21 protein-coding genes are annotated in these 20597 nt (G+C 54.7%); 17 read left to right on the top strand and 4 right to left on the bottom strand.

Features of this window, described 5'->3' with window-relative positions; translation table 11 throughout:
- The first annotated feature begins 184 nt into the window (after positions 1 to 184).
- The 10 genes from gcvPB (at position 185) to AB7S84_RS11340 (ending at position 10697) form a co-directional block, all read left to right on the top strand.
- Positions 185 to 1639, top strand: coding sequence for an aminomethyl-transferring glycine dehydrogenase subunit GcvPB (gene gcvPB, locus AB7S84_RS11385; RefSeq protein ID WP_020877284.1), 1455 nt, complete (start codon positions 185 to 187; stop codon positions 1637 to 1639).
- A 29-nt stretch (positions 1640 to 1668) separates the two neighbouring features.
- Complete coding sequence (locus AB7S84_RS11380; protein WP_428154533.1) at positions 1669 to 2196, top strand: glycine cleavage system protein R; 528 nt, start codon at positions 1669 to 1671, stop codon at positions 2194 to 2196.
- A gap of 412 nt (positions 2197 to 2608) precedes the next feature.
- The gene (locus AB7S84_RS11375; protein ID WP_159449734.1) at positions 2609 to 4258 is read left to right on the top strand and encodes a sigma-54 interaction domain-containing protein; all 1650 of its coding nucleotides are present in this window, start codon (positions 2609 to 2611) and stop codon (positions 4256 to 4258) included.
- Positions 4259 to 4532: 274 nt separating this feature from the next.
- Entirely contained in the window at positions 4533 to 4751 is a 219-nt protein-coding gene (locus AB7S84_RS11370; protein WP_020877280.1) for a hypothetical protein, read from the top strand.
- A gap of 87 nt (positions 4752 to 4838) precedes the next feature.
- Entirely contained in the window at positions 4839 to 5267 is a 429-nt protein-coding gene (locus AB7S84_RS11365; RefSeq protein WP_020877279.1) for a HEAT repeat domain-containing protein, read from the top strand.
- A 121-nt stretch (positions 5268 to 5388) separates the two neighbouring features.
- Positions 5389 to 5637, top strand: a complete 249-nt coding sequence (locus AB7S84_RS11360) for a hypothetical protein (RefSeq protein WP_020877278.1) — start codon at positions 5389 to 5391, stop codon at positions 5635 to 5637.
- Positions 5609 to 6175, top strand: a complete 567-nt coding sequence (locus tag AB7S84_RS11355) for an NAD(P)(+) transhydrogenase (Re/Si-specific) subunit beta (RefSeq protein ID WP_078081356.1) — start codon at positions 5609 to 5611, stop codon at positions 6173 to 6175. Before AB7S84_RS11360 ends, AB7S84_RS11355 begins: the two co-directional genes overlap by 29 nt.
- A 354-nt stretch (positions 6176 to 6529) precedes the next feature.
- A complete protein-coding gene (locus tag AB7S84_RS11350; protein WP_020877276.1) occupies positions 6530 to 8800 on the top strand; it encodes a nitric-oxide reductase large subunit in 2271 nt (756 codons plus the stop codon).
- Between the two features lie 218 nt (positions 8801 to 9018).
- Positions 9019 to 9993 (top strand): dihydroorotate dehydrogenase-like protein, encoded by a 975-nt coding sequence (locus AB7S84_RS11345; RefSeq protein WP_428154528.1) that lies wholly within the window; start codon positions 9019 to 9021, stop codon positions 9991 to 9993.
- Positions 9994 to 10133: 140 nt separating this feature from the next.
- Positions 10134 to 10697 (top strand): EF-hand domain-containing protein, encoded by a 564-nt coding sequence (locus tag AB7S84_RS11340; protein WP_020877274.1) that lies wholly within the window; start codon positions 10134 to 10136, stop codon positions 10695 to 10697.
- 54 nt (positions 10698 to 10751) lie between these two features.
- On the opposite strand, the gene AB7S84_RS11335 is transcribed toward AB7S84_RS11340, so the two are convergent.
- Together AB7S84_RS11335 and AB7S84_RS11330 are read right to left on the bottom strand one after the other, a co-directional pair.
- Positions 10752 to 11651 (bottom strand): CBS domain-containing protein, encoded by a 900-nt coding sequence (locus AB7S84_RS11335; protein ID WP_040415303.1) that lies wholly within the window; start codon positions 11649 to 11651, stop codon positions 10752 to 10754.
- A gap of 84 nt (positions 11652 to 11735) precedes the next feature.
- Positions 11736 to 12203: a CBS domain-containing protein gene (locus AB7S84_RS11330; protein ID WP_020877272.1), complete on the bottom strand. Its 468-nt coding sequence runs from the start codon at positions 12201 to 12203 to the stop codon at positions 11736 to 11738.
- A gap of 404 nt (positions 12204 to 12607) precedes the next feature.
- Here AB7S84_RS11330 and AB7S84_RS11325 point away from each other — a divergent pair, with 404 nt between their 5' ends.
- Both AB7S84_RS11325 and AB7S84_RS11320 read left to right on the top strand, forming a co-directional pair.
- A complete protein-coding gene (locus AB7S84_RS11325; protein WP_020877271.1) occupies positions 12608 to 13285 on the top strand; it encodes a zinc ribbon domain-containing protein in 678 nt (225 codons plus the stop codon).
- On the top strand, positions 13285 to 14313 hold the full coding sequence (locus tag AB7S84_RS11320) for a YheT family hydrolase (RefSeq protein ID WP_020877270.1): 1029 nt from the start codon (positions 13285 to 13287) through the stop codon (positions 14311 to 14313). Before AB7S84_RS11325 ends, AB7S84_RS11320 begins: the two co-directional genes overlap by 1 nt.
- Before the next feature lie 132 nt (positions 14314 to 14445).
- Here AB7S84_RS11320 and thiL read toward each other — a convergent pair whose 3' ends face one another.
- Positions 14446 to 15462, bottom strand: a complete 1017-nt coding sequence (gene thiL / locus AB7S84_RS11315) for a thiamine-phosphate kinase (RefSeq protein ID WP_020877269.1) — start codon at positions 15460 to 15462, stop codon at positions 14446 to 14448.
- Positions 15462 to 16280 (bottom strand): hydroxyethylthiazole kinase, encoded by an 819-nt coding sequence (gene thiM / locus AB7S84_RS11310; protein WP_020877268.1) that lies wholly within the window; start codon positions 16278 to 16280, stop codon positions 15462 to 15464. The genes thiL and thiM overlap by 1 nt, the downstream gene beginning before the upstream one ends.
- A 362-nt stretch (positions 16281 to 16642) precedes the next feature.
- Between thiM and infC the strand changes: the two genes are divergently transcribed.
- The 5 genes from infC to pheT form a co-directional block, all read left to right on the top strand.
- The gene (gene infC / locus AB7S84_RS11305) at positions 16643 to 17137 is read left to right on the top strand and encodes a translation initiation factor IF-3 (RefSeq protein WP_327078315.1); all 495 of its coding nucleotides are present in this window, start codon (positions 16643 to 16645) and stop codon (positions 17135 to 17137) included.
- A gap of 194 nt (positions 17138 to 17331) precedes the next feature.
- Positions 17332 to 17529: a 50S ribosomal protein L35 gene (gene rpmI, locus AB7S84_RS11300; protein ID WP_020875361.1), complete on the top strand. Its 198-nt coding sequence runs from the start codon at positions 17332 to 17334 to the stop codon at positions 17527 to 17529.
- A 57-nt stretch (positions 17530 to 17586) separates the two neighbouring features.
- Entirely contained in the window at positions 17587 to 17937 is a 351-nt protein-coding gene (rplT, locus tag AB7S84_RS11295) for a 50S ribosomal protein L20 (RefSeq protein WP_020875360.1), read from the top strand.
- Between the two features lie 137 nt (positions 17938 to 18074).
- Positions 18075 to 19082, top strand: a complete 1008-nt coding sequence (pheS, locus tag AB7S84_RS11290) for a phenylalanine--tRNA ligase subunit alpha (RefSeq protein ID WP_020875359.1) — start codon at positions 18075 to 18077, stop codon at positions 19080 to 19082.
- Between the two features lies 1 nt (position 19083).
- The coding region (gene pheT / locus AB7S84_RS11285; protein WP_428154518.1) for a phenylalanine--tRNA ligase subunit beta at positions 19084 to 20597 on the top strand (1514 nt) is incomplete at its 3' end.

Below are 20597 nucleotides of genomic sequence, written 5' to 3'. Positions count from 1 at the left end.
ACGCGTTCGTCGTTGAGTTTCCGAAGGGATTTGAATCCACATAACAAAAACTGGTCGGCAAGAAGATCGTTGCAGGCATCCCCCTCGAATGCCACTACCCGGAGTTGACCGACCATTATCTTCTGTGCGCCACCGAGACCCACAGCAAAGCCGATATGGACACACTGGTAAAGGAGGTGACATCATGACCGAAAGCCCGGGCACCACCGGCCTGATAATGAACGAACCTCTGCTGTGGGAAAAGAGCCGGCAAGGCCGCTGCGGCATTTCAATCCCCGAATCCGATGTGGAGACGACACCGTTGGACGCCGAATTTGCGGGAGAGGGACCGGATTTTCCCGACCTCTCCGAAGTAGACGTCGTCCGGCATTTCACCCGGCTGTCCCAATGGAATTTCGGCGTAGACACCGGCATGTATCCTCTGGGGTCTTGCACCATGAAATACAATCCCAAGATCCACGAGAAGATCGCCGCCCTCCCGGGGTTTGCCGGCGCGCACCCCATGCTGCCGCCGGACCTGGCCCAGGGCACCCTTCGGATCATGTACGAACTGGAACGGTTTTTGTGTGAAATCACCGGGATGGATGCAACGACATTACAGCCCGCCGCCGGCGCACACGGAGAGTTGACCGCCATGCTCCTCTTCTACGCCTACCACAAAAGCAAAGGGGAAAAGCGGACCAGGATCCTGATCCCTGATACAGCCCACGGCACCAACCCAGCCTCCGCCGCCCTTTGCGGATACGCCCCCGTTCCCGTGACATCGGGTGACGACGGCGTCCTCTCCGTTGAGGCGGTTGAAGCACTTATGGACGAAGAGACGGCCGGCATCATGGTCACCAACCCCAACACGTTGGGCCTCTTCGAGCAAAACATCCGGAAGGTGGCCGAGGTCGTCCACCGCAAAGGCGGCCTCGTATACGGCGACGGTGCCAATATGAACGCCGTCATGGGCATCGTTAAGATGGGTGAAATCGGCATCGACGCCATCCACCTCAACCTGCACAAAACCTTCTCGACTCCACACGGCGGGGGAGGACCCGGCGCTGGTCCGGTGTGCGTCCGAAAGCACCTGGAACCATTTCTGCCCGTTCCCCGGGTGACTAAAAACGGAGACGCCTACGCCCTCCAATACAACCGTCCCGACAGCATCGGAAAGATTCACGCCTTCCACGGTAATTTCGGCATCCTGATCCGCGCATACAGCTACATTCTGAGCATGGGCAGACACCTCAAAACCGCCAGTCAACATGCAGTTCTGAGCGCCAACTATATCAAGGAACGGCTCAAGGACGTCCTTCATCTACCCTATGACCGACCCTGCATGCACGAATGCGTCTTCACCGACAAAAATCAGGAGGATTTCAAGATCACCACCCTGGATATGGCCAAACGCCTCATGGACTACGGCTTTCATCCCCCCACTATCTATTTTCCCCTGGTGGTTCACGGCGCCATTATGATCGAGCCGACGGAAACGGAGCCCAAAGAAAACCTCGACCAGTTCATCGAGACCTTCAAGATCATCATTAAGGAGGCTGTGGAAACCCCGGAACTGCTGCGAGAAGCGCCCACGGCCCCCAAAGTCCGTCGGCTGGACGAGGCCACGGCGGCCCGAAAGCCCTGCCTCTGCGGATAGGAAAACTGCGATATCGACATGGAGGACGAATGGAAAAACGTTTTATCATGACAGCCTTCGGCACAGACCGCCCGGGGATCGTGGCCGACGTGACCGAAGTGATTTTTGAGACTGGATGCACCCTGGAAAATACCACCATGACCCGTCTGGCAGACGAATTCACATTGATTCTGCTGTTTACAGGCCAGGGCGACGAACTCGAACAGACGCTCCATATGGCCTGTCGCCGGCTGGAGCGGGAGAAGAACATTTCAGCGTTCCTCAGGGTTCTTCCAAAAAGACCACCCCGGATTCCGCCGACAGGGACCTTGCGAAAGGTGCACGTCGAGGGACTGGACCAGTCCGGAATCGTTTACAGGATCAGCCGTTTTCTGGCAGATCATCGGGTGAATATCGAAAACCTTGCCGCCTCGGTCCGTCCTTCTCCCGAAAGCGGTGCCGACATCTACAGCATGGAAATTGTCGTTCAGGTGCCGGATAGCGTCACCCTCGATACCATCGATCGGGGGTTGGACCGTATCGCCAACGATCTGAACGTAGATATCATCTTCAGATAGAAGCCTTATCGTTTCGATATGCCGCCGGCGTCGACCTCCCGCAAGCAGCGGCACTTCTCCCCTTCGCCCCCCGTCGTTATCCTCCGGCGCCCGCCGTAGAATAACGACGGGGCCCCTTTTTTGCTTTACAAGCATTGGTGCTCAATGAAATACTTGGATCATTCAACGGTTGCGTTCAAAAATTCACGAAACGCCTCCGTCAATGATTCTGGCATCACCATACATCATTATGAAATCCTATACCCAGAACGCCGCTTTAATTTCAGACGCGAAACCACAGGAAAGCCCGGGCCTCGGGAAACCTTATCACCCCTTGCCGGTTTCCGCCGCACCGAACGCTCTTACCGAGCGGATCAAAGAGCTGAACTGTCTCTACGGCATTTCCAACCTATTTGAGAATCAGGATGTTTCATTGTCATGGATCATGCAGCGCGCCGTCGACCTGATTCCGGCCGCCTGGCAGTATCCTGAAAACGCCTGCGCACGGATCCGGATCGACGGGCAGGAGTATACCTCGAGACATTTCATACCTACCCGATGGCGCCAGAACGCCTGCATCGAGTTAAACGGATGCCGTGTCGGCGAAGTGGAGGTTTGCTACACGGCGCCGCCGCCGGGAGGCGACGACGTCGCTTTTCTCGAGGAGGAAGATCGCCTGCTGAGGGCTATCAGTGAGCGATTGAGCAGAGTTCTGTGGCTCAAGCGCGCCGAAGAAGCGCTCAAGGAGAGTGAAGAGCGCTATCGCGTATTGACCGAACAGGTCGAAGAAGGCGTTACGCTCGTACAAAATTCTCGATTCTGTTACGTCAATCCGGCATTCTGTAAAATTTTCGATGTGACTTCGGCTGCAGAGATGGTGAACGGATGGGTTCACACGCCTCCCGCAGGAAACGCGGATGAGATTGCCCGGCTCTATGACATCGTAACCGCTGATGTCATCGCGACCAAGGTTGAGGCGATTCACCGGCTGATCCGATCGGGAAAGGTGCTTTGGATCCAGGTTTGCCACAGTTCGATTTCGTATAAAGGCCGCCCGGCGCTGCTGTCGACCTTCAAGGATGTTACTGAAATCAAAGAGCAGCAGCTCGCCGCGCAGCGCAGGGCGGATTTGCTGCACGACGAAAATCGCGTTTTGCGGTCATCCTTAAAGGAGCGGTATCGGCTTGGGGAAATTCTCGGCCGGTCTCCGGCTATGCAGGAGGTTTACGAACTGATTCTGAAGGCGGCGACCACGGATGCAAGCGTGGCCATATTCGGCGAATCCGGTTCCGGCAAGGAACTGGTCGCCCATGCCATCCACGACCACAGTGCCCGAAAAAAGAACACCTTTGTGGCGGTCAATTGCGGCGCCGTTCAGGAATCCCTGTTCGAACGAGAATTTTTCGGTCATCGCAAGGGTGCGTTTTCCAGCGCCCATGCGGATGCGCCAGGCTACCTGGACCTAGCCGACGGCGGGACCCTGTTTCTGGATGAGATCGGCGAGTTGACCGTCAATATGCAGGCAAAATTGCTCAGAGCCATCGAAGGCGGGGGGTATCGCCCCGTCGGCGGAATAGAATGTGCTGCGGCCGACTTTCGCATGATATCGGCGTCCAATACCGCTTTGAGCGAAAGGGTTCAGGATGGGAAAATGCGCAGCGATTTTTTCTATCGCATTCAAGTGATTCAGATTCAGTTACCTCCGCTGCGCACCCGAAAACAGGATATTCCGCTACTGGTGGAACACTTCCTGCGTAAAATGAAACCCACTTCCGGCATCACCAGAGTCCCCGGCAGCGTGATGGATATTCTTACCGAGTATGATTGGCCCGGCAACGTCCGTGAACTGCGCAATGTGTTGCAGCGGTACGTCACACTCGGGACACTTGAATTCCTGTCACCCGATCCGAATGTCAATACTGTCTCGCCCTTAACGGAATTGAATCTTCGTCAAGCCGTCCGGCAGTTGGAAAAATCCCTGATTCTAAAAGCCCTGCGACAGGCCGGCGGCAATCGAACCCAGGCCGCGAGCCTGTTGGGAATATCTCGAAGGGCCCTGTTTCGGAAGATGTCCACACCGTGAGTGCCTGAATCGCCCGAGTCGGGCGAAAACGCCCATTTATTAAATATGTTATGATTTAAATAGGTTGCGACCGTTTTCAGGTTTTTAGCGGGCGGTTTTTGCCTTTGTCGTTTTTCAATCCCGTTTCGAGCTCTCCAATCTGATCGTCATATCCGTCAGTTATAGTTAGCCACACCGATTGGCATCGCATTTGCTTCCCTCCCAAGAATAAGATGTTGCGCATTTCTGTTGATGCGCCGATAAAATGAACCCCTCGTCCTCGGAGTTATTCGCTGTGGAACTCGTGAAGAACAAAGCTTCCGGAAAATATTTTGTCGTGCTTGACGACGACGGAAATGACGATTTTCTGGTCGTCACACCTGAAGGGAAAATCAAGCGACTTGAACGACGCTTGTTTGGGCCTCGAGATATCGTCGACCCCCAAAAAACACGACGAATTCGCAAGCTGACGCAAATGCAAGTCGATAAATATTTGGAATATACCAATGAATAAGCTCGCGGAATCAAATTTTCTGGGTGCTTCGATAAGCTTATCCATCAAAATCGGTTAGAACAGTATAATTCAGAAAGGAGCAACCCGATGAAGCAAGACCCCTTTGGAAACCTTACCGATTGGGGAACAGTTCTGGATCTCTTCGAGGAACTCGGAGATAACGGCACCCTGAGCGAATGTCAGCCCGGTCTGGTGCGCATACTGCGGTACAAGGGGAACTGGCGACTTCGCGAGGAAGCTCTGAAGCGTATCGGAGAGATTCAAAATCCGTCCGATGAACTGATTTCTCAGGTCATGACGATACTTGCCGACGACAACATCTACTACGATGTCAGAATTCTGGCCGGCGAGGCCTTGACCCGAATATTGAGAAACATCGACAATGATTACTCAGATAAAATCAGTATGGATGTTCGGAAAATTACCGAAAAATTGAGATCGACACCCCAGCCGCCGTTGTTCGAAAACGCCTTGAGGCATCTTTATTCAGAAGCGACACATCCCGAGGTGATGTAAAACTGATCCTGTTATCGTTGAATGCAACGGAGACATCCCGGGGGACGCCTCGAGGGGAACCTTAAAAACCGCCTCCGATTCGTCCTGATCAACCCCGGTTTTGATTCAAAGGAGCCTATCGATGCCAAAAGCAGTTCAAAAGCTCGAAACATACTATACCGGCAATTGTCGCTCGGAATATCTGATCCTGCGGGATATCCTGGCATTGGACAACCTGCCGATTCTGCAACGCAAAAAAGATCCGGATGATCAGCTTCGGCTGAAAAGTCCGCTCAAGCCCCAAGGGTTGTGCCTGAACTGCGACGACCGGCACATTTGCAGACACCCATCTTTTGGCAGGAATGTCGTCTACTGCGAAAGCTACATCTGAACTGACTGTAATCGAAAGATATTCGAAATCAAGCTCCCTCCGGTTCAATCAGAGCGAAGGTAAGCACAAGATGGAGATTAGGACACTGACAAACAACTTGATGGCGGATCAACCACCCCATCCCGAAAGGATTGTCAAGGACCGGCAGGACCCTTCGCAGTCCGCGGTTCCACAGGCAAACATCACGACAAAAACCAAGCGCGTCGTTGTTGTTTCCGGATACGGCATGGCCCTGGCTCAGGCCCAATCGGAGGTCAAGCATATAGCGGACCTTATGAGACAGAACGGTAAAGACGTCAAATTCGGCGTTTACCCTGTTGCCGGCCGAATATCGGGACATATGTACGTCCTGTTGACGGAAGTCGAGATGCCTTGTGAAAAAGAATATGGGATGAAAGCGATAAATTCGGAGTTCAACGATCCGGATTTGATCGTTGTGGTTGGATCGACAGATTTTTTTAATACATTTCCACAGTTTTCCCACCAAAGCCCCTACAAAAAGAATCTCCCTGAGCCGATTCTTTTGTTGAACGATTGACAGCGCCGACATCTGACAATGCCGTTTTATCCTTATCCCGCAAGACCTGCCGTTTTACCCGGCGCAATCCACCTCGGAACGGCATCGAAAATTCACTGCAATCCGACGGCTATTTGCCATGGGGTCAGCAGAATTCTGCTTGCCTGCAAAGGGCTTCGTCAGGTAAAATAATTTCATAAATTGCGTCAACGCCGCAAAACCGACGCATGTCTCCGTTATCCATACATAATCTTTGAAGACAGTTCGTCTGAATCGTCCTGATTCTTACACGCCGTGCAATATAGATAAGCGAGAGCGGTCAGGGTTCTCCCGACCATTCTGAAAAACACCGTCAACCCAAGAAAGGAAACCATCATGGCAGAACAGCATTCCCATCCCGTATCGCTATCGGTGTGGTGGCGCCGCAGCGTTTTTCTGGTCTTTGTCGTCGGCATGGCGGTTTTGGGCTTCATGTCGGTCCAGGCCTATCGACATGCGCCGCCGATTCCCGAACAGGTTATCGGTGCCGATGGCCAAACGATCTTCACCCGGCAGGACATTGAAGAGGGGCAAGAAATTTTCCTGAAATACGGCTTGATGCAAAATGGATCGATCTGGGGGCACGGCGCTTACCTGGGGCCGGATTTTTCCGCTCAGTACCTCCATGAATTATCCATGGATGCCGGCGAGGTTCTGGCCCGACAAAAATTCGACAACGGCCTGGCCGAACTTGACAGTGAACAACGGCTTCTCATCGACGCCGCAATTCCTGCTCTCCTCAAGGAGAATCGTTACAATCCCAAAACCCGTCAACTGACCTTCCTGGATATCGAAGCCGCCTCCTTTCAACGTCAGATCACCTTTTGGACCGATTATTTCAGCCGGCCGACCGGCAACATCGGCCTACCGACCCGGTATATCAGCGATTCCGAAGATATCCGCCGATTAACGGCCTTTTTTGCCTGGACGGCCTGGGCCAGTGTCGCCAATCGGCCCGACAAACCCTATTCCTACACCAATAATTTTCCTTACGACCCCATGGCCGGTAATCATTTGACCGGCGATGCGGTGCTCTGGAGCGCCCTTAGCGTCATCATGCTGCTGGCCGGACTGGCGCTGGTCCTGGTGGCCTTCGGGAAATTCGACTATCTCGGATGGAAAGGCGGCCCTGAAGGGGGGTACCCCCAGCTTCTCGCCGGCGAACCGACTCCCGGCCAGAAGGCCACCATCAAGTATTTTGCCGTTGTCGCGCTGCTCTTCCTGGCCCAAGTCCTGATCGGCGGTGCACTGGCGCACTATCGAGCCGAACCCGGAGATTTCTATGGAATTGATCTGGCCCAGTTCCTGCCCAGCAACATTCTGAGGACCTGGCATCTCCAGTTGGCCATCTTCTGGATTGCCACCGCCTATGTGGCAGGCGGCCTTCTGCTGGCCTCCTCCCTGAATCCTGAAGAGCCCCGTGGTCACGCGACCGGGATCCATATCCTCTTCTGGGCACTGGTGGTGCTGGTTGTGGGGAGCCTTCTGGGGGAATTTTTCGGCCTCCGCCAGATTTTTGGTTCCCTCTGGTCCTGGTTCGGGCACCAGGGCTGGGAATTTCTCGAGTTGGGCCGATTCTGGCAGATCATTCTGGTGGTGGGCTTCAGCTTCTGGCTCTGGCTCCTATACCGGGGTGTCGCGCCCGCTCTCAAGGATCCGAAACGCCGGGAGATCACCCAACTTTTTTTGCTGGGGGCCGCCGCCATTCCGATCTTTTACCTGCCGGCCTTCTTTTTCGGGACCACCGATAATTTCACGGTGGTTGACATGTGGCGTTTCTGGATCATCCATCTATGGGTCGAGGGTTTTTTCGAGTTGTTCGTCACGATTCTGGTAGCACTCACGTTCTATCAGATGGGCGTCGTGAGGCGCATTACCGTGGTGCGGATCATCTATCTGGACGCGATCCTCTTCCTGTCGGGAGGTATCATCGGTACGGCCCACCACTGGTACTGGACGGGGCAGACCAATTTCACCATGGCCCTGGCGGCCATGTTCTCTGCTCTTGAGGTGGTACCTCTCACCCTCTTGACCCTCGATGCCTGGGATTTTGTCAAGCTGACCGGGACCCCCACCGTCGAAGGCGTTGAACAAAGGACCATACATCACAAATGGGCATTCTATTTTCTCATGGCCGTAGGATTCTGGAACTTCGTTGGCGCGGGTATCTTCGGCTTCCTGATCAACATGCCGGTGGTCAGTTATTTCGAGGCCGGCACCATCCTGACGTTGAACCACGGACATGCCGCCCTTCTGGGGGCGTTCGGTATGCTGGCCATGGCCCTTTTGGTCATGGGGTTGCGCCACGTGCTCACGGACGCCCAATGGATCCTGCCGGAAAAACTGGTCAAGCTCTCCTTCTGGGGAATGAACATCGGCCTCGCGCTGATGGTTCTGACCAACCTGTTTCCCGAAGGGATTCTTCAGATCTGGGATGTCCTGGAAAACGGCTACTGGCATGCCCGAAGCCTGGAGTTCATGGGGCAGGACCGAATCCGGATGATGGAATGGATCAGTATGCCCTCCCACCTGATTCTGATCCTTCTGGGGGCTGTGCCCATGGCCGCCGCAGCCGCATGGACCTACCTGACCGTTCGGAAAGCGTGACGAGATCGCCGTCGGGATCCATCGAATGCCGGGAAACCCGACGGCTTTTATGAGGGGACGATTGACGATACAGCCCCAGGCGCCTATTTTAATATAATCGCAACCTTCGAATTTCACAGGCCGGTGCCGGTCACCATCATGAAAGTCGAAGGCTGAGTATAGATCCACGATTCCTTTCCCCTTGTGCCATCATAACGCCGCTGCAAAGGAGAACAGACATGAATCTCAGCACGACCTATCTGGGCATCCCGCTTCAAAATCCCATTATTGTCGGCAGCTCCGGCCTGACCGACAGCGTCGAAAAAATTCAGAAAATCGAACAAGCCGGGGCCGGGGCCGTTGTTTTGAAGTCGATTTTCGAAGAGGAGATCGTCTTCGAGTATGAGGATATCCTGAAAGAAGCCGAATCGCTCGGCATCAATACGGATCAGTTTGATTATTACGATTTCCACCTCAAGGGGAAAAAGCTGAACCGGTATATCGATCTCATCAAGGCATCCAAAAAAACGGTGTCCATTCCGGTGATCGCGAGCATCAATTGCGTCTACTCCCACGAATGGGTCGCTTTTGCCCGCCGGCTTCAGGATGCCGGCGCTGACGCCGTCGAACTGAACATGTTTTTCCTGCCATCTGACTTGAGTCGATCCCATCAGGATTTGGAGCACATGTATTTCAACGTCATCGAAAAAGTCCTGAAAACCGTTTCCATTCCGGTCGCTCTCAAGATCAGTTATTATTTTTCAAGCCTGGGGCAGATGATCCAGAAACTTTCCCAATCGGGCGTTAGCGGTCTGGTATTGTTCAACCGTTTTTTCAGCCCCGACTTCGACATTGAGCATATGAAAATAAAGCCCTCTTTTGTTTTCAGCACACCCGCGGATCTGGCGGTTTCCCTGAGGTGGATCGCCATGATGAGCCAACGGGTCAATTGTGACCTCGCCGCCTCAACCGGCGTCCACGACGGCAACGCCGTGATCAAACAGCTTCTGGCCGGCGCTCAGGTCGTCCAGGTCGTCTCCGCCCTCTATCAGAACGGGATAGATTATCTGCAGGAGATGATCGCGGCCCTGAAAAACTGGATGGCCGCGCACGAATATTCCCGTCTCTCGGATTTTCAGGGGAAACTCAGCCAGGCTAAAGCCGACAACCCGGCGGTCTATGAGCGGGTTCAGTTCATGAAATACTTCAGCTGATGTCTGCATCCTCAGCCGGGAAGGACGTTTGACGAACACTCTTCAAAGGCTTATTTTCACCGAGTTGGGCGTTTTTATGCGATTCGAAAAAACGCCGACACGACCACAACCGCTATGCAGATATGAAAGGAGAGACTGTCATGAAGACCCTTTACGCTGTTCTGATATCAGCGATGCTGGCCTTAACCCCCGGGGGCGCATGGGCTGCCGAATCCGACTCCGGTCATGGCGCCATGACCGGCGGGATGGATCTGAAAAAATACGAGATTCGTTTCAACAGCATTGACACCGACGGCGACGGCGCCCTCAACTGGTCGGAGTACAACGACCATTTCGGCGACAAGGACCGCAAAATATTTGATGCATTGGACACCGATGACAGCGGCCTTGTCGAACAAAAGGAATGGCATGACTTCAAGGCGGCTCACGGAATGGCCGGGCCCCAGAAAAACGGAAAAGGTCGATATCATCAGGCCGACCTGCCGGACCCGGCGCCCTACATGATCCCTATTGGGCAAATCGACAAGAACGGGGATAACGCACTCAGCCGGGAAGAATTCCAGAGCCGCTTCCCCGAATCGGACAAATCGATCTTCGATGCCGTTGACGTGAACCAGGACGGCAGCATCAGCCAAGGTGAATGGCATGAATTCAAGGCCGCCCACGGGAAGGAAAAGCGCTATCATCATAAATCCGGCAGTTAGAGGCCTGTTCGCCGGCCGATACGGCGGCACCGGATGTCCGGTGCCGCAGCGGCTTTAGACCGGCGCGTCCACCTTGATGCGGCTGCTCACGCAGGCATGGCAAGAGCCGGACCGGATCCGAGCTGCATCCGAAAGGGACAGCACGCCGGTTATTCGGGACGGATCCTCCCTGAAGGCAAAAATACGATGGATCTGGGAAAAAATCAGTTTCCGAATCGCGGTCTCCAGATATTCCGTCTCTTCGCAGGATCGGACCGGCGAGGTCATGATGGCCTGGGCGGGAGCGCCCGGATCACAACCATGCTTGTAAGCCAGGACCAGGTCTGTTTTGGAAACCACGCCTACCCCCCGCCCCCGGTCGTCGGTAATCAGAACAGCACCCATCCGATATTCCGACAAGCTCTCCATCAGTTGAACAAGCGGCGCGTCCGCCCCATGGGAGCGGACCGACGCGGTCATGACCTCTTTCACCCGGAACCGAAGAATCGGATCTTCGCCTGTTTTGTCGGTTCGACGCAACCTGCTGAACTTGCACTGATGACAATATTGGTAAAGGATGCCCACGATGTCGGGATAGGCGATCACCCCTGCCGGTTTGCCGCCGCTCCCTCGGACATAGAGACGGTAGACCCCGTGATGCCGCATCTTCTCCAGGGCCGCCTCGAGCGTATCCGCCATTCGGCAGAAAAGCGGCGGAGAAACCATGACGTCCGCCACATGTGAATCGATGGGAAGGCCCGCGTAATAGGCTCCCATTACATCCGTTTTGGAAACTACGCCCATGCAGGCCATGTTTTCTTCATTGACAACCAGAATCGCATTCACCTTGAACTTGATGAATCGATTGACGGCAGCCCCCAGGTTGGCCTCCGTGGGCAGAAAGATCACCTGCCGTCGCATGGTCTCCTGCACGGTCAATTCCGACAGGATAGTGTTTTTTTGGATGATGCCCATGATTCGACCCCCTTGCGCCGTAAGTTCCACGTGGAACATCCACAGAAGGGTTGTCGGCGAGACAAGCCCCATCGTACCGGCTCGCTACATCATCTTGTCGACCAGATGGTAAAACAGATCGGATATATAGACGATCCCCACGATCCTGTTGTCGTGAATCACCGGTATCCGGCGAATGTGTTTCTTGATCATGATGTCGAGTACCGCCATGAGGTGGGTGTCGGGCGTAATGGAGATGACTTCGGTGGTCATGATGTCGCCCACGAGAATGGTTCCGGCACGACGGCAGGCGTCGTCCACCAGACCGACGATATCCACATCGTCCATCCCCCCCCAGATATGAACATGCTTGGGTTGGATAAAGAGAAGGATATCGTACATGGAGAGCATACCGACCATGCGGCCGATCGAGTCCGTGACAAGCATCCCGAAAATTTTACGCCCCTCGGATTCGGTTGCTGCCTTGAAGGATCTGACCGCTTCGGAAATAGGCATCTCCGGCGTCAGGGTATGAAACCGGGGCGTCATGACATCTTTGGCGGTGACGTTCATGGCGGTTCCTGCCGAATTGGATGTTATTATCTGGCACGACAAGGTACCAAAAACCCCTTCGCCTGTCAAACGTTCATCCCCAGAAACCCTATCGCTTATAACCCATTAACCTGAGCAGACCGGCCTTCGAAAGGCTTTTCTTCACCAGGTTGGACATAACGCTTGCTGTAAAGACGATAGTTGTATATTCTAATAAGTTTAGATTGTGGGTTGCGTTTCCCGTAACATTTTTTTTTAACCTTGCAATAACGTCAGTTTTCAGACGGTTTCCAAAAACCGGTCGAAATTCAAGCCTGCAAACGCCGAGAAGCCCCGTCGCACAAAAAAAGAGTCCCGCGGTTCAGGGGCGTCTCGGAACATGAATAGCGAACGTTTTCGAAACCGCCAATCACGGAGGTTTATAGATGGCCATAGAGACCAAGGAACAGTTCATGGAAAGGATGATGGCGGAAGAAAAACCCAAATGCCCCCATTGCGGCCAGGAGATGAGCGTCTGGGAGGTCCCGCCTATCAACTACAGCGATGGATTGGGCTGGGGCGTTCCATACCTCTTCGTCTGCTTCAACGACGACTGCCCTCTCTATACAAATGGGTGGCAGAATATCGAGGAGAATTACGGTCATCTCGCCTCGTACCGCTGCATCTGTTATCTGGGGGCGGAAAGCTTCGAGTGCATGCCCGTATTCAGCCCCGTCGGCGGAACAGGCCAGATCATCGACAACCAGGAGATGCTCCAGGAAGAAATGCTGAAGGAGAACATCAAGAAGGGTTTTTCAATCCTCGCTGACTGCTATGTCAATGAAAACACAGTTGATATTCTCAGATTGCTTCTGGATTCGGGTCAGCCGGTCCGAGTCCGTCTCAAGGCTGCTGAAATGATCGGTGATATCGGACCGGTAGATGCCGTCGATGCCCTGAAAAACGCTCGCTTCGGCAACGAAAAACTCCAGGAAACCGTCCATAAAGCGGTTCAGAAGATCCACGAACGTCACTTCACCCGGGAGTGTCCGTTTTGTGCAGAAATCATCAAAAGCCGGGCAAGGATCTGCAAGCACTGCGGCAAGGAGGTGGCGGGAAAATAATGTCCGCGACCCTATCCGCCTGGACCAGGCGCTCCCGGGAGACAGGGTTCACCCCTCACGTGCTGATGAAAAACGCCCATATCCAATCCATCGCCGCCGGCATCAAGCTTCGGCGGCTCTGGATACGGCACAGGGCCAGGCACTTTCTTGCACGATCCCGAACAATCATTCTGGATTGCGGAAACGACGTCCGACTCCAGGGGACCCACACACCCCAAACGGACGGCAGCCGGGGAATGGTCATCCTCATCCATGGATGGGAGGGCAGCAGCGAGTCGACCTATATGATATCAAGCGCCGCTCGGCTTTATGACCGGGGCTTCGATATCTTCCGGCTAAATCTCCGGGACCACGGGCCGACACACCACCTCAACCCCGGCCTCTTTCACTCCTGCCGAATCGAAGAGGTGATCGGCGCGGTCAAAGCGGTACAGGAACGCTTTTTTTGCCGACGCCTCTTCGTGGGGGGCTTCTCGCTGGGAGGCAATTTCGCTCTGAGGATCGCGGCCGGAGCCGCCGAAGCGAACATGTCCATCGACCGCGTGGTCGCCGTCAGTCCGGTCCTGAATCCGCTACGAACCATGGCGGTTCTCGAGAACGGCCTCCGGATCTACCACGACTATTTCATGAAGAAATGGCGACGCTCACTCGAAATCAAGCGCCGCTGCTTTCCTGAGACGGAAGGGCTCGATAATTTATCCCGTCTCAGGACATTGTGGGAGATGACCGCCTATTTCGCGCCGAGACATACAGGCTTTCCCGACGCCCGCACCTATCTGAACGGCTATGCCCTTACAGGCGACGCTCTCAGAGAGCTTACCGTGCACTGCCATCTCATCGCCAGCGAGGATGATCCGATGATTCCTGCAAAAGATCTCCATGGGCTACCCGCATCCGATCGGCTTCTCATCGAACGAACCCGGTACGGCGGACACTGTGGGTTTTTGCAAAATCTCAGCATGGACAGTTGGGCTGTCACGCGAATGGCCGATATCTTCACTTTGTCGGCAAGTGGTCAAGGTTACTGACGTCGATCCGCAACAGGTACACCATCAATGGCATCGGACTTGGTTCGCTCGAAAAGCGCATCCGTCAAAAAAGGATCAGAAACAGACACCGTTAACCTGAAAATGCCCTCTCCTTCTCGGCACTCCCTGGAATCAGAGTTCCTCGGTTTCGGAAAAATGACGCCATCCCGCAGGCGGAAACGGCCTGACCTCCCCCCCTTGGACGACCGTCATGCGGCCATCCGAAGTCATCTTCCCGATGTGATATAGAGGATGATGAAATCGGGCCATAAACGCCTGGGCGACTGCGGCGGCCTTTGTCGGATCCACCGTGCACGCCAACACATAATCCTCTCCTCCGGAAAGCGCATAGTCAACGGCATCAAACCCAAACCGGCGACAGAACGTCTTCAGATTTTCCGAGATGGGAAGACGACCCGCGTCGATGCGGACACCCAGTCCGGAAGCACGCGCCACGTGCACGAGATCCGAGCTGAGGCCGTCGCTGATGTCGATAGCCGCCCGCACTGCTCCGGATTTGCCTAAAAACCGCCCTTCTGCCAGATGAGGTCGCGGACGGTGGTGAGCGCTCAGAAGTTCCATAAAGGCATCCGAATCCGCCGGAAGGCGATTCCTGAGCAGGTGGAGACCCGCTCGGCTGTCGCCCACTGCGCCGGTGACGAAAAGGCAGTCTCCGGGTCGGGCGCCCCCTCGCCTAAGCATTTCCCGCTCATGAACCGCCCCCACCACAGCGACATTGATAATCAGATCCGACCGAGATCCCGTGGTATCTCCCCCCAGGATGTTGACGCCGAATTCCCCGGCCAGAGATATCATCCCCCGATATATCCCCTCGACGTACGCGAGAGCGCAGTCTCCGGGGACGGCAATGCTGACGAAAGCTTCCCGAGCCGTCCCTCCCATCGCGGCGATGTCGCTCAGATTGACCGCCAGGGCTTTGTGTCCAAGATCTTCGGGCGATGTACCATTCCTCAAAAAATGGACGCCTTCCACCAAGAGATCGGTAGTGACCAGTGCCACTTGGCCGTCGGGCACGATAAAGGCCGCAGCGTCGTCGCCGATGGGCAACCTCACGCCTTCGGGTCGAATCAGACAACCCCGCTGAATTCTCCGGATAAAGCCGAACTCGCCGATGTCCTTGAATTCCATCAAGCCTCCTCGATTCTGACCCCAATCCGAACCGCCTCCGGTGTCATAGCGTAAAGGACGTCCATCAGGTTAACCATAAAACTGCCTGGGCCATTGGCCCCTGCGGCGGCCATTTCGCCGGCCAGCCCAAAAACGGCCAGGGCGGTCGCAGCAGCAGTGAAAGCGTCGGAATCCACAGCGGCAAAAGCCGCGATGAGGGCCGACGCCGTGCATCCAGTGCCGGTCACCCGTTGCATCAGCGGGTGACCGTTGGCGACGCGGACTTGTCGAAAGCCGTCGGTGACGACGTCGATGGGTCCGGTGACAGCCAGAGTAACACCCGTCCTGTCGGCTAAACGCATTGCACCGGGAAGAACCGCTTCCATTGAATGGACGGCATCGACCCCTTTGCCCCCGGGAAAACTATCCGATTCGACATCGGAAAGTGCGTGAACCTCAGAGGCATTGCCGCGCACGATTTTGACGGCGGCCTCCTTCAAAATTTTCCTGGCGGTGTCGGTTCGAAATCGAGTGGTGCCGGCTCCGACGGGGTCAAACACCACAGGTTTTCCTCGGGTGGCCGCCGCTTGACCGGCCAGAATCATGGTCGGCACCCATTCGCGTGTGAGGGTGCCGATGTTCAGCACCAGCGCTCCAGCCAGATCGGCCAACGCCGCCGCCTCTTCCGGGGCGTGAGCCATCATCGGCGAAGCACCGATGGCCAGAAGCGCATTGGCCGTGACGTTCATGACGACGAAATTGGTAATATTGTGAATGAGCGGCACATTCCTGCGGACGGCAATCAAATTTTCCGCAGCCTGATCTTTCAGGGTATTCATTTCATCCAACCTCAAATAGGGGGGATTGACGGTAGCTTGTAAATGAAGTATCTTAAAAAATGGATGCAGGCATGTCAAGACGTCCTGAAATTACAAATTTCGTCCTTTTTTATCCCGGAGACCGTAATTCCGTAACATATACGTGCCACCGTGTTTTTCTGTCGCAGAACAATCGAATTCAATTTTTCTTTATTTTTTTCTTGCATTTCTTACCCTTATTTTATATGGCACTACTGAATTTATATCATGTAAGCGCAGAATGAGATTTCAGGTTTAAGATCGGAATCTGATCTCCCGGGCAGGACAACCAACAATAGCTGTGGAGGAGGTGTAGAATAGCTAGGCCAAGACAAACAGACGGGGTGAACATCAATCGCCAGATCAGGGCAAAAGAGGTGCGGGTTATCGATCCGGACGGCAATCAGATCGGCATCGTTCCAACCCACAAAGCGCTGGCCACCGCCAACGATTTCGGACTTGACCTGGTGGAGGTTTCTCCCAATGCCAGCCCTCCTGTCTGCAAGATTATGGATTACGGGCGCTATAAGTATGAACAGACCAAAAAGCTTCAGGAGGCCAAGAAAAAACAGAGTACATTTCAGGTCAAAGAAATCAAGGTTCGCCCCAAAACCGGCGACCACGATCTGAATGTCAAGTTGGGCCATATCCGAAAGTTCATCGAGCGGAAGGACAAGGTCAAGGTGACGGTCATGTTCCGGGGGCGTGAGATCACGCTTTCCGATCAAGGACGCGAACTTTTGAAGCGAATTGCCGACGAACTTGAGGAACTCGCCATCGTGGAACAGTACCCGAAATTTGAAGGGCGCACCATGGTGATGATCTTGTCCCCGAAATAACAGGACGTTCATACAACACTTTCCCTCGGACCGATCAAGCTGATATCGCCAAACGGCGGTTTTGACGTTTTATGGTGGCGTGTGCACATTGATCATGATGGCTCACGCCATCTATTATTTTAGGTGGCCAACAATGAAATCAGGGAGGTATCTCCCTTTTTTCATGAATCAAATACGGTTGAAAGGATACGAAAATGCCGAAAATAAAAACCAATCGCGCGGCGGCCAAGCGTTTCAAGAAAACAGGTACGGGAAAATTTGTTTTCAGAAAATCCCATGCGAGCCACATTCTGACCAAGAAGACCCGGAAACGCAAGAGAAGCCTCAGGCTCAGCCAGATCATCGACAAATCGAATGAAAGGGAGCTGCGGCTGCTGTTGCCAAATGGATAGCCTGACGGGATTGACGATATCAAAAAACGCGTAAAACGATGACAGGAGAATAGTACAATGAGAATCAAACGGGGATTTAAGGCAAGAAGACGCCGAAACAAGGTTTTAAAACTGGCCAAAGGATTCCGAGGCGGACGCAGCAAACTGTTCAGAACGGCAGCAGACTCCGTGGACAAGGCGCTGAACTATGCCTACCGCGATCGGAAAGCCCGAAAGCGCGATTTCCGGCAGCTGTGGATCACCCGCATCAACGCCGGAGCCCGCATGAACAACGTTAGCTACAGCAAATTTATCCACGGTCTCAAATTGGCTGAGATTGATCTGGATCGGAAGGTGCTCGCCGAGTTGGCTGTCTCCGATCCGGCGGCCTTCTCCCAGATCGTCAGCCTGGCGGCCACCCAGCACTGAATCACGTCGGGGCGGGGTCCAACCCCATCCAGAACGGATCAGGGATCGCAAAAAACCGCCGATGGATGATCAATCGCGCCGGAGACGTTCTTCGCCTGAAAGGCCTTTGAACGACCGGCGATCCAATGGGAGTATCCGTGGAAAAGAACATCGAAAACATCAAGGCCGAAGCCCTGGCTGAACTGCAGGACGCCTTGGATCCCGACGGCGTCAAATCCATCTCCGTTCGGTACCTGGGCCGAAAGGGTATCATTACCCGTTACCTCAGAAACATTTCCAATCTTCCCGCAGCAGAACGCCCGTTCGCCGGTAAACGTGCCAACGAAGTCAAAAACGAGTTGGATGCCGCTTTCAAGGATGCCCTTGGGAAGCTGGCATCCGACGCTCGCGGGACGGATGAGCGGATTGACGTGTCCCTACCGGGCCGGACACCGCCCCGGGGGTTCCTTCATCCCCTGACACAAATCACCCGTGACATCTGCGACATCTTCACGCGAATGGGGTTCAACATCGCCGAGGGACCAGAGGTGGAATCGGATTACTATAATTTCGAGGCCCTCAACATCCCTAAGAACCATCCGGCGCGAGATATGCAGGACACTTTTTATGTCTCGGATGCCATCGTATTGAGGACGCAGACCTCCCCTATGCAAGTCCGGACCATGGAGAAACAGAAGCCTCCGGTCCGCATCATCTCCCCGGGCAAGGTCTATCGATGTGATTCCGATCTGACCCATACGCCCATGTTCAGTCAGGTCGAAGGGCTCCTGGTGGATGAAAACGTCAGCTTCGGAGACTTGAAAGGCACGCTGACGGCCTTTGTCCATCAGATGTTCGACGCCAAAACCGCCCTCAGATTTCGCCCGAGCTTTTTCCCTTTTACCGAACCCTCCGCCGAGGTAGATATCCTCTGCGTGATGTGTCGGGGAAAAGGCTGTCGGGTCTGTTCTCAAACCGGTTGGCTGGAGGTCCTCGGGTCGGGGATGGTCCATCCCGCCGTTTTTGAAAACGTGGGGTACGACACCCGTCGTTATAGCGGCTTCGCCTTTGGCATGGGCGTTGAGCGCATCGCTATGCTTAAATACGGCATCGACGACCTCCGAAAGTTTTTCGATAACGATTTCAGATTTTTGAGGCAGTTTTAAGATGAAAGTCAGCCTGAGTTGGTTAAAAGAGTACATTCCCGTCGACATGGCGGTGACGGAATTGACCGAACGTCTGACCATGGTCGGCCTCGAGGTCGACTCGGTGGAGGATCGCTACGCCTGGCTGAATAGCGTTCGGATTGGCCGCGTTGTTTCGGTGGAGCCCCATCCCAATGCGGACAAGCTCAAACTCTGTCACGTTGACGTGGGAGATCGGACCGTCCGCGTGGTTTGTGGCGCCCCAAATGTCGCCCCAGGCATGCTCTCTCCTCTGGCGCTGCCGGGGACCGTCTTCCCCAACGGCAAACGCGTCGAAAAAGGCGTCATTCGAGGGGAATCGTCCGACGGGATGCTTTGCAGCGAAGCAGAGCTCGAACTGGGGACCGACGGCGACGGCATCATGGTCATCACAGATGTCGCTCTGACCACAGGGACGCCCTTGCCCCAGGCATTGAACCTGTCGGATGCCACCATCGAAATCGATCTGACGCCGAACCGGCCTGACTGTTTGAGTATCATGGGCGTCGCCCGGGAAATCGGATTTTTCCAGAACAGGAAAATTGTACGACCCGAAATCCGGCTGCCGCGCGGTGACGACAATATTCGCGAACGGACCTCTGTGACAATCGAGGACCCGGAACATTGCCCTCGATATGCCGCCCGGCTCATCGAAGGCATCCATGTCAAACCGTCCCCATTCTGGCTGCAGGATCGACTGCTGTCGGTCGGACTCCGTCCCATCAACAATATCGTCGATGTCACCAATTTTGTAATGATGGAAACCGGGCAGCCGCTCCATGCCTTCGATTTCGATCACCTGGCCGGCCATCGTATCGTTGTCCGTACCGCCAAAGCAGGCGAGAAATTCACGACGTTGGACGGCAAGGAGCGTTCTCTCACCGCGGAAATGCTCATGATTTGTGATGGTGAGGGACCGGTGGCCGTTGCCGGTGTCATGGGAGGATTGAACTCGGAAATCGAAGGCAGTACCACGCGAGTCCTCATTGAAAGCGCCTATTTCGATCCTGTCAGCATCCGAAAAACAGCAAAGACACTGGGGCTGGCCACCGATGCCTCTCACCGCTTCGAACGCGGCGTCGATCCCGAAGGCACGCTGTTCGCGCTGAACCGAGCGGCCCAGCTGATGCTCGAAACCGGTGGCGGACGTCTTGTGGAAGGCGTCATCGATGAACGGCCCATTCGGGTGGAAAACTCACCTATAACGCTGTCAATCCAAGCGGTCAACCGGCATCTCGGCATCATATTGACCCGGGACGCCGTTTCCGAAATGCTGCAGGCCATCGAGTTCGGCGTAACGCATGAAACCGAAGATCTTTTAACGGTGATACCGCCGCCATTCCGTGTGGATGTCTTCCGGCCGGAAGATCTCATGGAGGAGATCGCCAGGCTCTGGGGATACAACAGGATTCCGGTCACCTTTCCCCGCCTTCCCTCCCAAGGGGTGCGGTTTGACCCCCATATCGTCCTGCGAAACCGGATCAAAGACCTGCTGGC

Origin of the sequence: Desulfococcus sp. (assembly GCF_050178255.1) — a bacterium.
GTDB lineage: Bacteria > Desulfobacterota > Desulfobacteria > Desulfobacterales > Desulfococcaceae > Desulfococcus > Desulfococcus multivorans.
This window is presented reverse-complemented; position numbering and strand designations above follow the sequence as displayed.